A 14,724-nucleotide genomic window follows, 5' to 3' on the forward strand; every position below is an offset into this window, starting at 1 on the left:
GTATATATTATTAAAGACTATCATTGTGAGAGAACTCACGATGGAAACAATAAAAAAAGTGAGGCTAAAAATAATGAAACCATCTATTTATGGTTTAAAAAATGATGAATTAACGGAATGGTTCCTAACCAATGGTCAAAAAAAATTCCGTGCAACTCAAGTATGGGATTGGTTATATGTGAAGCGTGTGAGCCAATTTTCAGAAATGACGAATGTGTCTAAAGAGTTGATTCAATTATTAGAAGAGAATTTTGTATTGCAACCATTAACACAAAAAATTGTTCAAGAATCAAATGATGGAACAATTAAATATTTATTTGAATTACATGATGGTTTATTGATTGAGACGGTTTTAATGCGTCATGAATATGGTTTATCTGTTTGTGTAACTACTCAAGTCGGCTGTAATATTGGCTGTACATTCTGTGCTAGTGGCTTGTTGAAGAAACAACGTGATTTAACAGCTGGTGAAATTGTTGCTCAAATTATGCAAGTTCAACATTATTTGGATGAAAAAGGTGACGGCGATCGTGTCAGTCATATTGTGGTAATGGGAATTGGTGAGCCATTTGATAACTACGATAATGTTATGAGTTTCCTACGTATTGTTAATAATGAACATGGTTTAGCAATTGGTGCTCGTCATATGACGGTATCAACAAGTGGTCTAGCTCCAAAAATTAAAGAATTTGCTGAAAATGGTTTACAAGTAAACTTAGCAATTTCGTTACATGCACCAAATAATGATATTCGTACAAGTATTATGCGAATCAATCGTAATTTCCCAGTTGAAAAAGTAATGGAAGCTGTGGATTATTATCTTGAAAAAACAAATCGCCGAATTACATTTGAATATATTATGTTACGTGGGGTAAATGATCAAAAAGAGCAAGCTTTAGAATTAGCAAAATTACTTGAAGATAAACGCCATTTAGCCTATGTGAATTTAATTCCTTATAACTCTGTTTCAGAACACGATCAATATAGTCGTAGTAAAAAAGCAGATGTATTGGCTTTCCATGATGTATTGAAGAAAAAAGGTATTAATTCAGTTGTCCGTAAAGAACAAGGAAGCGATATTGATGCCGCTTGTGGTCAATTACGTAGTAAACAATTGAAAAAAACAGAAGCTTAAGAATAGGGCTGGCTACTGAGTTTAAGAAGAGTTTTTCTTAACTTAGTAGCTTTTATTTAAAAATTAAAAAGGTTGCAATTTTTGACTAAAGCGGGTATGATACGTGTGTAAGACCATTCTAAGAGAGGTAAAGGTACGAGGGACATGAAGTAATCATTCACAAGTAATTATTAGTTAACTGAATTCTAGTAAACAGACTTACCGAAAATAGGTGGGGTTTATTTTGAATTGGATGAAACTAATCTGAATGTGGATGTTCGCTGTAGATGTCGTCAATGCCTTTAATCCGTTTCGGGATAGGTCTATTTTTGTACATCAAAAGCACTCTTCTTCAGATTTTAGAGGAGGTTTTTTTATGTTAGTGGAAGTAAAAAATAGTAGAAAAGCAATTGGGGAAAAATTGTTATTTGATATCCCGAATTGGAGTATATATGCAGGTGAACGAATTGGCATTGTTGGTCGTAATGGTGAAGGAAAAACCACATTGTTAAATGTAATTGCTAAAAGAAGCGAAGCAGATAGTGGGGAAATTCAGTTAAACGGTTCGATAGGATTTATTGAACAATTGCCAGATCAACTAGATACGCAAACCTTAAGTGGTGGCGAAGCAACAAAACAACGAATTCAAGATGTTTTTCAAATGAATCCAGGGATCATATTTGCTGATGAACCTACTAGTCATTTGGATCGGGATGGGCGACGTTACTTAGAAAAAGCCTTTCGACAATTTCAAGGTGGGGCTTTGATTGTTTCCCATGATCGTGATTTTTTAAATCAAGTGTGTACTAAAATTGTCGAGCTTGAAGCAGGAAAGGTTGGTTTTTATCAAGGGAATTACGATGCTTACCAACAGCAAAAAAAGAATGAAATCCAAACTGCAGAAGCCGATTATCAGGCTTATGAAAAAGAAAAGAAACGGTTAGCTAAAGTAGCTGATGCAACTCATCGCCGCGCTGAAAAAGTGCGAAATGCTCCAAGAAGGATGGGAAACTCTGAGGCCCGTTTGCATAAAATGGGGAATCAACGAGCTAAAAAGAAATTAGGAGAAGCTGTTGAGAACATTGAAAGTCGTATGGAACATTTGGAAGTGAAAAAGAAACCTGTTCATTTGGCTCCGATTAAGATTAAAATGACAAAAGGTCAAGCAATTCATCAAGATATTGTTTTATCAGGAAGCAAAGTTTCTAAAAAATTCGATAAACGTATTTTGTTAAATGAAGCAGATTTTACGTTATACAATCATTCAAGAACGGCCTTAATTGGTGGCAATGGTGTTGGGAAAACAACCTTAATTCAATTGATTTTAGCTGATGAAGCTGGAATTCAATTAGCTAAGAATGTTCATTTTGGCTACTTTAGTCAGAAGTTGGATTCGTTAGATGATGAGGAAACATTAGTAGCAAACGTGATGAAAGAAAGTGTTCATAATGAAGATTTTGTTCGGATGTTATTGGCCCGTTTGTTATTTAAAGGACAAGATGTTTTCAAAAAGGTCAAACAGATTAGTGGTGGGGAACGAAATAAAATCTCGATGGCTAAGCTCTTAGTCAGTGGAGCGAATGTTCTAATTTTTGATGAACCGACTAATTATTTGGATATTGCATCAATTGAAGCCATTGAAGAGGCGATGCTTTCTTATGAAGGAACGATTTTATTTGTTTCTCATGATCAGACTTTTGTGGAAACTGTTGCGACTCATCGTTGGGAGCTTAAAGAGCAGAAGGTAAAAATGAGTTTAGTAGAACCAGAACCATTAGAAATGGATGTGCAACTTCAGCAAGCTACTTCAACAGAAAAACAGCTATTACCAGAAGAAAGAATGTTAATCGAAAATAAAATTTCAGGACTATTAGGGCGAATTTCAATGCCTCATAAAAAAGACAATGTAGAAAAACTGGAAGCCGAATATCAAGAGTTACTAAAACAATTAAAGTAAAATAGAGTTATTTAAAAAAGTCCTTCACATTTATTTTTGTGGAAGACTTTTTTTATAACGAGCTTATAGTAAAATTCGAGAGTTGTGCTATTCACTATTATTTACTATGAAGAATACGGTTTAAACCAGTTTTTTTTAGTTTAGAAACAAGGTAGTTTTACTGTGGAAATAAACTAGTTATCTAAATAAACTAGTTAGTTTTTAAATAATTATGATTTATTTAGTACCCTCAATAAGGAACTGTAACAATCTATTCAATTTTAATGAAAGCGCAAATAAAATTATTAAGAGACCGGTTGCAAAATAATATTTTCCATGATATAGTGAATTAGTAATTGACGAGGATTGTTACTGTATCAGCAGGCAAAACCTAAATTGATTCGAAATCACGATAACGTTTTTTTTATTACGTGGGTTTGGAATGAGTTTGGGTTTTCTTTTTTTCAGATGAAATCAGAGGTGAAAAAATGATAATTGAAAAAATACTGAATAACAATGTCGTTTTAACCTTGACTGAAAATCAAGAAGAAATGGTTGTTATGGGCCGAGGCTTAGCTTTTAGTAAAAAGGTTGGAGACGAGATTGATCCTGTTTATATTGAGAAAACTTTTGTCATGGAAGGAAAAGAAGTAACAGCTCAGTTAGCTGAATTATTTGTTGAAATTCCTCCAGAAGAAATTGAAGTAGCCAACGAAGTTATCAAGTTAGCACAAGATGAGATTGATACTAAGTTAAGTAACAATATTTATTTAACGTTAACGGATCATATTCATTTTGCAATTACGAGAACACGGGAAGGATTGGAAATCAAAAATCCTTTAATCTGGGAAATTCGTAAGTTTTATCAAAAAGAATATCAAATTGGGTTACAGGCAGTTGATATTATTCATAAAAAGTTAGGCGTCCAGTTAAGTAATGATGAGGCTGCGATTATTGCCTTGCATATTGTAAACGCTATTCAAGGTGATTACGATATGAGCAATACCTATCAAATAACTAAAATTGTTCAAGATATTTTAAATATTGTTCGGTTACACTTCGGACTAGTTTACAATGAAAGTTCATTAAACTACACTCGATTTGTTACGCATCTACAATATTTTGCTCAACGAATGTTGAATGAAGAAATTCCTAATACTGGAGACGATTTTCTTTACGAGCAAGTCCAATTAAAGTACAAAAAAGCCTTTGAATGTTCGATTAAAATTAATGATTATTTAAAAAAAGCTCACTACAAAGAGCTATCAATTGATGAACAAGTATACTTAACAATACACATTCATCGCGTTGCTGAAAATTAAATAGAACTTATAAATGATGGATTGTTACTGATGATGCAGGCAAAACCTAAATTAATAATAAAAGTAGGTCTTTTAGATGCTATTTTTATTATCAATTTAGGTTTTTTATTTTAAATGAGTGTCAAGCAAGCTACTTGATTTGGCTGCAGCATTAAAAAAATTAGCTTACTATTAATTTAATTGAAGGAGAGAGAAACATGGAAAATAAAAAAATTGCTGAAGACGTCTTAGTCTTAGTTGGTGGAGAAAAAAATATAAATTCAGTCGTTCACTGTGCGACTCGTTTACGTTTCAAATTAAAAGATACAAATGAGGCAAATCGTGCAGCATTAGAGGCACATGATGGTGTTATTACTGTCGTTGAAAGTGGCGGACAATATCAAGTTGTTATTGGTAGTAATGTAAATGAAGTCTATAAAGATTTAATGGCTATCTCAAATCTAGATAATGCGTCTTCTGAAGCAAATGAATCTAATGAAAAAGGCACTATTATGGGAACTCTAATCGATGTTATTTCTGGGATTTTTACACCGTTCTTAGGAGCGATGGCAGGTGCTGGGGTTTTAAAAGGATTCCTATCATTATTAACCGTTACGAAAGTATTATCAGTTGAAACCGGAACCTATAAAGTTCTTTTTGCCGCAGCAGATGGGATTTTTAATTTCCTACCATTCTTCTTAGCCTTTACTGCAGCTAAGAAATTTAAAACAAATCAATATGTAGCTGTCGGTTTAGCTGCTGCATTAATGCATCCAGTAATGGAAGCTGCAAATGCGGCTGCGGTTCCAATTACATTTTTTGGAATTCCAGTAACGTTGATGTCGTATGCATCAACCGTTATTCCAATTATTTTAGCAGTCTTTATTCAAAGCTATGTAGAACGTTTCTTTGCTAAAGTAATTCCTGAATTTATCAAAATTATCGCGGTACCGTTGTTAGTATTATTAGTAATGGTTCCATTAACATTTATCGCAGTTGGTCCTTTAGGTGGATTTATTGGCGATGGTTTAGGATATGTGTATGGCTTAATTTACGGACTAAGCCCAATGATTGCTGGTGCTTTTATGGGTGCTTTCTGGCAAGTATTAGTTATCTTCGGTATGCATTGGGGCTTTGTTCCAATTATGATGACCAATTTAACACAAGCTGGTTTCGATACAATGGTACCAATGTTATTGCCAGCTGTTTTAGCACAAGGTGGAGCAGCATTAGGGGTTTTCTTCAAAACAAGAGATACAAAAATGAAAACTTTAGCAGGTTCTTCAACATTAACTGCTTTATTCGGAATTACTGAACCAACGGTTTATGGTGTTACTTTAAAACTAAAAAAACCATTTATCTACGGATGTATTGGTGGCGCAATTGGTGGCGGAATCATTGGTTTTGCTGGTGTTAAAAACTTTGCTTTTGGATTAGTTAGTTTGCTAAGCTTGCCATCATTTATTAGTACAGATCCAACCATTTCTTCAAATGTAATGGTTGCGATAATCGCAACAGCGATCTCATTTGTCATCGGATTAGTTTTAACATTAGTATTAGGTTTCCAAGATGTTGAACCAGCTGTTGTTGCAGGAACGCAAACAGCAACAACTGAAGAGTTAAACAATGACACAGATGCTGGAACTTATATTGAAAAAGAAGTAATTGAAAGTCCACTAGCAGGAAAAATCTTCCCATTATCAGAAGTGAAAGATGAAGCTTTTTCGTCAGGAGCATTAGGAAAAGGCCTTGCAATTGAACCAACAGTCGGAGAATTGGTTTCCCCGGTAAATGGTGAAGTGACAATTGTTTTCCCAACAGGTCATGCAATCGGTATTATTTCTGATGAAGGTACAGAAGTTTTGATGCATATTGGAATGGATACTGTTCAATTAGATGGTGTTGGTTTTACAACTCATGTCAAACAAGGCCAAAAAGTAAAAGTGGGCGAGTCGTTAGTTAGCTTTGATATTGAGAAAATTAAAGCAGCGGGCTATCCAGTAATTACGCCAATTGTCATTACAAATTCAAAAGACTTTTTAGATGTATTAACAACAGAAGAGTCAGATGTTGCAACACAAGATTACTTGATGACGGTTGTCATTTAACCTTTAAACAAGTAAGATAAATGTAACAAGGAAAATCACTTGCCTTTGGGTAAGTGATTTTTCTTAATTGAGGGAGGAATCAATTAAAATGAGTAAAGTAGAGACACTACCAACAACGATTTATTTAGCAAGACATGGACAAACTTGGTTTAATAAGATGGAGCGGGTTCAAGGTTGGAGCGATACGCCGTTAACTCCAGAAGGTGTAGCTGGTGTTGAAAAATTAGGACGCGGCTTAAAAGAGTATGAATTTGTTATCGCTTATTCTAGTGATGCAGGTCGTGCAAGGGAAACTGCTCAAATTGTCTTAGCTCATAATCAACATAGCACAGACTTAGTGCTACAAGAATCTAAAGAAATTCGAGAAGCTTGTTTTGGCATTTTTGAAGGAGATACGAATGAACGGATGTGGCAACATATGGCTGAATCATTAGGTCATGACACCATTGAGGCAATGATGACAGCAACAACACCAGAAAGTATCCAAGCGGGAATGAAAGCTATTGTGAATGCGGATACGTTAGGGATTGCTGAAGATTTTCTAACTGTTCAAAAACGTGTAACGAAAGCTTTAATCCAAATAGCCAAAGAAGTGCAACTTTTGGGTGGAGGCAATATTTTGATTGTTAGCCATGGGATGACTATTGCGGCGTTGCTATCTGGTTTAGTTGAAGGACTGATAAAAACGGATATTCAAAATGCTACAATTACGAAATTAACCTATCAAGCTGGAGCATTATCCGTTGAAAAAGTCGGATCAACAGATTATTGGGTCTAATAAAAGGGAGGCAAAGGTGGCTAGTGTAACTTTTGTCTTTTTTATTTGCAAATGACTTGAGCTTGACGTAACGTATAGGTGTAAACTAGTTTTTGTCAGGAGGTGTTGAAGTTGGAATATACGGTAAAAAAATTAAGTGAGCTTGCAGGAATAAGTGGGAGGACGCTCCGATTTTATGATCAAATCAACTTATTAAAACCTAAACGTATTAATTCATCAGGTTATCGAATTTATGGAGGCAATGAGGTTGATCGTTTGCAGCAGATCTTGTTTTATCGCAGTTTAGGGCTACCATTAGAAGAAATTAAACAAATTTTAGATGCTCCTGATTTTGATAATGAAGTAGCTTTAATGGAACATTACCAACAACTTTTAAAGGAACAACAGCAACTGAATCAATTAATTGCAACCGTTGAAAAAACCTTGCAAGCGAAAAGAGGACTGAGTAAGATGAAGGATCAAGAAAAATTTGAAGGCTTTAAGAAAGAATTAATAGAAAAAAACGAAGTCCAATATGGTGCAGAAATTCGTGAAAAATATGGGATGCAAGCGGTGAAAGCGTCAAATCAAAAAATGGCTGGAATGAGTCAAGAACGCTACCAAGCTTTTGAGCAATTAGGTGATGACTTAATTGATGAATTACGTGAAGCAATGAAAACAGGTGATCCAGGAAGTGAAGTAGGTCAAAAAGTAGCAGAGATGCATCGTGACTGGTTAGGTTATACTTGGGGAAGTTATTCCAAAGAAGCACATCGTGGTTTGGCAGAAATGTATGTAGCTGATCCGCGTTTTACTGCGTATTATGATGAACGTGCAGGCTTAAAGGCGGCTGAATTTTTACGAGATGCGATTATAGAATATACAAACTAGTCAAAATGTAAAGCCCCCTCAAAATGTTTGCTTGGGGGGATTTTCTTCATTGCAATTATTATAGGTCAATTAAGACAAAATAAAGCATAAAAATACCACTAAATCTAAAACCATGATTTAGTGGTATTTTTGAATTATTCAAATTGTGCAGCATATAAACGATGGTAGTAACCATCAATTTTTAAGAGCTCTTCATGTGTACCTGTTTCAACAATATTACCTTTATCCATAACCAGAATAATATCGGCTTCTCGAATAGTTGAAAGACGATGGGCAATCACAAAACTAGTCCGACCTTGCATCATTCGCAGGAAGGCCGTTTGAATTTGCATTTCTGTTAAGGTATCTACAGAACTAGTCGCTTCGTCTAAGATTAACATCGGTGGATTTGCGAGCATTGCGCGAGCGATAGTTAATAATTGTCGTTGTCCTGACGAAACAGAAACACCACCATTTCCGATGATTGTATCATATCCATGAGGCATCTTGACAATAAAAGAATGAGCTAAAGCAGCTTTAGCCGCAATAATAATATCTTCTTCCGTAGCGGCTGGATTTCCATAAGCGATATTCTCTTTAATAGTGCCTGAGAACAGCCATGTATCCTGCAAAACCATGCCAAATGAACGGCGCAAACTATCTCTGGTGTATTCTTTAATGTCTACACCATCGACTTCAATTGATCCACTGTCTAACTCATAAAATCGCATTAATAGATTGACTAAAGTTGATTTTCCAGCACCAGTTTGTCCAACAATGGCAACTGTTTCACCTGCATCAACACTTAAGTTTAAGTCTTGAATGAGAGGACGGTCTTTTTGATAGCTAAAGTGAACATGTTTGAAATCAATTCGACCTGCTGCATGTTCTAAAGACAAGGCAGTTGCTGGATCTGGAATTTCAGGTGTAGCATCTAAAATTTCAAAAACACGACGTAATCCAGCCGCGGCTGTTTGAATTTGCGTGGTAATACCTGAAAGTTCAATAAAGGGTTTTGAAAATTGAGCCGAATAAATGACAAAACTTGAAACAATCCCAACAGTAATCGTCCCATTACCTGTTACAACTAAAATTCCTCCAATTGTCCCAATCAGTAAATAAGAAAGATGATCGACAAAACGAGCTGAAGGATTGGTAATCGATGAGGTAAATTGAGCCTTTTGTCCCCAAAAATAAAGTCGACTATTAATTTCTTTAAAACTATCTTCTACTTGTTCTTCATGAGTAAAGGCTTTAACAACTTTCTGATTGGTTACCATTTCTGATACATAACCAGAGATTTCACCAACGATTTGCTGTTGTTTGGTAAAGTTTTTTTGTGATAAACGAGCAACAATCCAAGCGATAATAAAAACCAAAGGTGTTGTAAATAATACAATCAGCGTTAAAAGTGGACTAAGATAGAGCATAAATCCTAACGAAACAAAGACAATAATCACACCAGAAAATAAGTTGTTTAAGGTAATACTAACAGCATCAGAAATACTATCTAGATCATTAGTGAAACGACTAATAATATTGCCGTGAGGAGTGTTATCAAAAAAACTTAAAGGCAACTGATTAATTCGATCAAATGTTGCAATTCGTAAATCTTTAACAGCATTAAAGGATACTTTATTTGAAAAATAACTAATTAACCACTGAGTCACGATTGCTAATAGATAAGTAAGAGCTAGGAGTTGAATAATATGGAAAAGCTGTGAAAATTCCACTTGACCTTTTCCAATAATCGCATCAATTCCTTTACCAGTATAAAAAGTAGCCGCAATAGTAGCTGTACCGCCAATGACTCCACAGAGTAAAGCAGCAAAAATCGAACTCCGATAATGAGTCATATATGGCAAAAGACGTTTAAGGTCGGTTAGTTGAAACTTCTTTTTATTCATTTTTAGCACCTCCATCGTGTTCAGAATCTGTATCGCTTTGAGATTCATAAATCTGGCGATACATATCGCAAGAGACTAATAGGTCTGAATGAGTTCCTTTTCCTGCTAATTTTCCATCATTTAAAACAAGAATTTCGTCAGCAGCTTGAATTGAACTAATTCTTTGAGAGACGATCACAACGGTAGTGTTCTTTAAACGACTTGCTAAAGCACGACGTAAATTGAGATCCGTTTGGTAATCCAATGCACTTAAGGAATCATCCATAATTAAAATAGCTGGCTGTGCTACCAAGGCGCGAGCGATAGTTAAACGTTGACGTTGACCTCCAGAAAAGTTTTTTCCACCTTCATGAACTTGAGAGTGAATACCGTCTTTTAGGCCGTTAACAAATTCAGCACTTTGAGCAATTTCTAAAGCCATTTGCAAATCTGCATCTGTTGCATCTGGCTTGCCCCAACGAAGATTTTCAGCAATAGACCCAGTAAATAAACTGCTACTTTGGGGAACATAACCGATTTGTTGACGTAAACTCGCTAAATCAAATTCTTTTACATCCGTTCCATAAATCGAAACAGTGCCAACGGTAGCATCATAAAAACGGGGAATCAAGTTAATTAAGCTACTTTTTCCACTACCAGTTGGTCCCGTAATTCCTATTATTTTTCCTGGATTTAAAGTGAAATTAATTTTTTCTAAAGAATTTGCACCAGCTTCGGCGTATTTAAAATCAACATTGGTAAATTGAATAGCTGGTTGAGAGCTTGTTAATGCAAATGAACGTGAATTTTCTAGATTGACAATGGCTACTTCAGTATCAAAAATTTCATTAATACGAGCTGCCGAAGCAGTTGCTTTAGTAAAAATTACTACTAAGTTGGCGACAATAATTAGGGCTAGTAACATCTGCATAACATAATTAATTAATGCTAGGACTTCTCCTTGTTGCATGCTACCCGTGTTTACTTGAAATCCACCAACATATAGAATAATCATAATGCCTCCATTCATAATGAATGAAGTTGCGGGAGTCATTAAAGCCGATAAATTCGCAACACGAATGTAAGATTTTGCTAAGTCATCGCTAACTTCTTCCGCGCGTTCTTTCTCCTTATTTCCACGAGCAAAGGCCCGAATAACTCGCACACCGCTTAGATTTTCTCCCACAACTTGGGTCAAACGATCTACTTTCTTTTGAACGGTTTTATAAAGAGGAATGGTTTTAGTCATAATAAAGTAAAGAATCACACAAAATAAAGGCAAAAGTATCGCAAAAACTAAAGCAAGTTTTGGACTTACATAGATTGCCATAATGACAGAACCAATACTTAAGAAGGGCGCTCGAATGACTAGGCGAATCAGCATTGCTAAGGCAAGCTGCATTTGATTAATATCGTTAGTTGCTCGAGTAATCAAGGTGGATGTCCCAAATTGGTCAATTTCTTTATGTGAAAATGAATTAATTTTCTTCATTAACTCATTCCGAAGCTCTGTTCCAAATCCCTGAGAGGCAATCGAAGCTGAATATTGGCAAATAAAAACAGACATCAGCCCGATAATGGACATGACCAACATTAAACCTCCCATTTTATAAATATATGCAGTATCTCCTTTGTTGATTCCTTGATCAATTAATTTGGCCATTAATAATGGTAGAAACAATTCAAAAACAGCTTCGATAAATTTGAAAAAGGGACCAATAATCATCTGCAATCGGTATTTTTTGGCATAACGTAATAAAGCAATCAATTGAAAACTCCTTTCTATTGGTAAAAAGATAATTGTAGCGAATATAAGTATCGTTCTGTTTAGAACTTTTCTAAGTTATTATAGCATAACCCTAAATAATTTTTCTTTTTCCAAACTAAAATTGAAACGGTTATAGCTTGCTAAAAAATGCACAAGTCAGTATGATAAATATAATAAAACATAAAGGTGGTTAACTGAATGGATCAATCATTTGAACGGATTTTGCTCTTATTTTTTACTTATGCAGTTATCGGATGGCTATGGGAAACGGTTTATTGTTCCATAAAAGCTAAGAAATTTGTCTATCGAGGCTTTCTAGTGGGACCTTATTGTCCAATCTATGGTTTTGGGGTTCTAGCAGTTCTTTATTTTATCGAACCTTATCAAAATAATCTTTTATTTCTTTATGTATTTTCAGCGGTAACGGTAACGATTTTAGAATATATAACTAGCTATGTATTGGAAAAATTATTCCATACAACTTGGTGGGACTATAAAGATGTGCCGCTAAATCTAAATGGGCGTATCGCATTGCCAGTCTCTTTATTTTGGGGCATTGGCTGTGTCTTTATTGTCAAGGTGATTCAACCGCTAGTTAGTCAAATGGTAGATGATTTAATCAGTCATTTTGGCTTAGTGTTGCCTCTTTTAATTATAGTGATTATGTTAGCTGATCTTTGTTATTCAGTTGTATCAATGGCAGGTTTCCGACAAAAGCTTACTAGTTTAGCTGAGGAAGTTGAGGAACGACGAACAGAAGCACTTGATAAAATGACAGAAACACGAGAATTAGTCGGACATGAGCTAGAGCAATTTAAAGCAAATAGAGAGAACTGGCTAAATCAAGTGAAACAAAGTACAGAATTAAAAGCTCATTTTGATAAGTTGAATTTTAATCAAAAACGGATGTTGCGTTCTTTTTCTAATTTGAATGTCCCAAGTATAAAAAACTTTAAAGATCTAAAAGAAGTACAAAAAAAGGTGAAACGTTAATGAAATGAACTGTTTTTCGCTATCTTATTAAGAAAATAGCCGCATTTTGTTAATAAAAGGTTAAATTTTATAAAAAAACAGCGTATTGTTTCTTGTTTGTAACAGAATGATTTCTAAATCGTTACAAAAGGCTTGGGAAAAAGACAAATTGAAATATAAATAAGAGTTCTTTTATGGAAATCCATAAAAAACTCTTATTTTTTTAGTAAAGTTTTTAATTTCGTTAGTACTTCCCGATAGCATCAATTAAAGCTGAACTTGTGGAATAAATTGCTCCATTTAATTTTACTAAACCTGCTGTATAAAGATTTATATAGGCAAACTGTGATTCAGCAACTTCTTGCAACGCATCTAGTTTTTTATGATTGGTAGCGCCTTGTTGACGAGAGTCTGTATAAAGACCTAAAACAGGAATTCCAGCTTGGTAAGCCACTCCAATTTCAGTAGCCACACCAACATCAATACTTGCTCCATCTAAAACAGCGACCATTAAGTTACTAGATAAAAGAGCATCTGTATCATATTTAGCAATTGTTTTCGCATCTGCATAGGCATTTTTATCATTGATTTCCATCTGTTCTTGAGGAACATATACGTCGATTTTTGGATAAGCTATACGTATCTTTTCTACCAATTGTTGATTATAGAGCAATTCCATTTCAGAAAATAGCGGACTAGCAAAATAAATTTTTGACATAATTTTTCTTCCTCCTAATATCTTTTATTACACATCTAGTATACCTTTAAAACCTGATTGTAACAAAAAGTAATCTTTGTGAAATATAAAAGCGAATATTATTCGATATAATATGGGAAGTATCAAAGTAGGAGTATGGTTCAACCATTAACGAAAGGTGTTGTCAAACTAAGTGAAATTACGAAAACTAGTTGTATATACAGTTCTTGCGTTTTTTAGTGTAAATTTAATAGCAAATGTTGGACACGCGGCGTCTCTTGATGAGATTAGCAAAGCGCAACAAGAAAAAAAAGCAAGTATAGTTGCAGTTGATAGCGAAATTAGTCAAACATTGGTTTCATTAAATGATAAAAACCAAGAAATAGAAAATCTAAATCAAAAAATTACTGAAAAACAAGCAAGTTTAACAGATACCGCTGAGAAAATAAAAGCGAAGCAAGCAAATATTGACGAACGTATTACTCAAGCGAAGAAAAGACTGCAAACACTTCAAACATCTGAAGCGAATAAAAGTATGATTTTAATGATTCTTCAATCAGAAAACGTAACGGACTTTTTAAGTCGTGCATATATGATTGCTACTTTACAGTCAGCTGATACTGAAAATTTACAATCAGCTAAAAAAGAGCAAGACGAGTTATCTAATTTAGAAGAAAAATTACGTGAAGATGCAACGACATTAGCTAGTCAAAAAGAACAAGTTTCAAAAGATACAACTGACTTAAATTCAAAAATGGCTAGTTTACAAAAAACAATGGACGAAAACAAAGGTGCGTTAGATGCATTAGATGCACAAAAAGCAACGGAACAAACTCGTTTGAATGAAGAAGCTGCAAAGAAAAAACAAGCAGAAGAACTAGCAAAACAAGCAGAAGCCGCTAAAGTTTCGACAGTTGCAACTGCAGCACCTGCTGCAAGTCCAACGGAAACTCCTAAGAACGATGTAGTAGCGCCTACACCTGCTCCAGCCAATCCAACAGATCAATCAGGTGCCGGTGGTGCTGGCAGATCAATGATTGTTTCATCAACTGGGTATTCATATACTCAAGCTGGATTAGGTTTCTTTACTTCTAATGGAACTGATTTACGAGTAAACTCAATGGTTATCGCTGTTGATCCTCGAGTAATCCCAATCGGTACACGTGTAGAAATTCCTGGTTATGGTGTTGCAATTGCTGCTGATACTGGTGGGGCCATTAAAGGAAATAAAATTGATATTCATTTCCCTACAGTTGCTGAATGTTTAGCTTGGGGACGTCGAACGATTACAATTAAAATTTTAGACTAAAAATAA

The 14,724-nt window shown here is 34.9% G+C and carries 11 protein-coding genes; 8 read left to right on the plus strand and 3 right to left on the minus strand.

The window, feature by feature from the left end; all coding sequences use genetic code 11:
• Window positions 1-70 precede the first annotated feature (70 nt).
• The 6 genes from rlmN to BR43_RS13950 all read left to right on the plus strand — a co-directional run bounded on the left by rlmN (window position 71) and on the right by BR43_RS13950 (window position 8,107).
• Entirely contained in the window at window positions 71-1,135 is a 1,065-nt protein-coding gene (rlmN, locus tag BR43_RS13925) for a dual-specificity RNA methyltransferase RlmN (protein WP_211252957.1), read from the plus strand.
• Window positions 1,136-1,490: 355 nt separating this feature from the next.
• The gene (abc-f, locus tag BR43_RS13930; RefSeq protein ID WP_034562971.1) at window positions 1,491-3,071 is read left to right on the plus strand and encodes a ribosomal protection-like ABC-F family protein; all 1,581 of its coding nucleotides are present in this window, start codon (window positions 1,491-1,493) and stop codon (window positions 3,069-3,071) included.
• 467 nt (window positions 3,072-3,538) lie between these two features.
• Window positions 3,539-4,372 (plus strand): BglG family transcription antiterminator LicT, encoded by an 834-nt coding sequence (gene licT, locus BR43_RS13935; protein ID WP_034562973.1) that lies wholly within the window; start codon window positions 3,539-3,541, stop codon window positions 4,370-4,372.
• A gap of 197 nt (window positions 4,373-4,569) precedes the next feature.
• Window positions 4,570-6,459 (plus strand): beta-glucoside-specific PTS transporter subunit IIABC, encoded by a 1,890-nt coding sequence (locus tag BR43_RS13940; RefSeq protein WP_034562975.1) that lies wholly within the window; start codon window positions 4,570-4,572, stop codon window positions 6,457-6,459.
• Window positions 6,460-6,547: 88 nt separating this feature from the next.
• Window positions 6,548-7,237 (plus strand): histidine phosphatase family protein, encoded by a 690-nt coding sequence (locus tag BR43_RS13945; RefSeq protein WP_034562977.1) that lies wholly within the window; start codon window positions 6,548-6,550, stop codon window positions 7,235-7,237.
• Between the two features lie 111 nt (window positions 7,238-7,348).
• Window positions 7,349-8,107 (plus strand): MerR family transcriptional regulator, encoded by a 759-nt coding sequence (locus BR43_RS13950; protein ID WP_034562979.1) that lies wholly within the window; start codon window positions 7,349-7,351, stop codon window positions 8,105-8,107.
• Window positions 8,108-8,241: 134 nt separating this feature from the next.
• On the opposite strand, the gene BR43_RS13955 is transcribed toward BR43_RS13950, so the two are convergent.
• Together BR43_RS13955 and BR43_RS13960 are read right to left on the minus strand one after the other, a co-directional pair.
• On the minus strand, window positions 8,242-9,993 hold the full coding sequence (locus BR43_RS13955; protein WP_034562980.1) for an ABC transporter ATP-binding protein: 1,752 nt from the start codon (window positions 9,991-9,993) through the stop codon (window positions 8,242-8,244).
• Window positions 9,986-11,740, minus strand: a complete 1,755-nt coding sequence (locus tag BR43_RS13960) for an ABC transporter ATP-binding protein (RefSeq protein WP_034562982.1) — start codon at window positions 11,738-11,740, stop codon at window positions 9,986-9,988. The genes BR43_RS13955 and BR43_RS13960 overlap by 8 nt, the downstream gene beginning before the upstream one ends.
• 198 nt (window positions 11,741-11,938) lie before the next feature.
• Between BR43_RS13960 and BR43_RS13965 the strand changes: the two genes are divergently transcribed.
• The gene (locus BR43_RS13965) at window positions 11,939-12,733 is read left to right on the plus strand and encodes a putative ABC transporter permease (RefSeq protein WP_034562984.1); all 795 of its coding nucleotides are present in this window, start codon (window positions 11,939-11,941) and stop codon (window positions 12,731-12,733) included.
• Between the two features lie 223 nt (window positions 12,734-12,956).
• Here BR43_RS13965 and BR43_RS13970 read toward each other — a convergent pair whose 3' ends face one another.
• Complete coding sequence (locus tag BR43_RS13970) at window positions 12,957-13,430, minus strand: nucleoside 2-deoxyribosyltransferase (protein WP_034562986.1); 474 nt, start codon at window positions 13,428-13,430, stop codon at window positions 12,957-12,959.
• Between the two features lie 172 nt (window positions 13,431-13,602).
• On the opposite strand from BR43_RS13970, the gene BR43_RS13975 reads away from it, so the two are divergent.
• Window positions 13,603-14,718 (plus strand): 3D domain-containing protein, encoded by a 1,116-nt coding sequence (locus BR43_RS13975; RefSeq protein WP_034562988.1) that lies wholly within the window; start codon window positions 13,603-13,605, stop codon window positions 14,716-14,718.
• The last annotated feature ends 6 nt before the right edge of the window (window positions 14,719-14,724 follow it).

Source organism: Carnobacterium gallinarum DSM 4847 (assembly GCF_000744375.1).
In the GTDB taxonomy this organism is placed as follows: domain Bacteria; phylum Bacillota; class Bacilli; order Lactobacillales; family Carnobacteriaceae; genus Carnobacterium; species Carnobacterium gallinarum.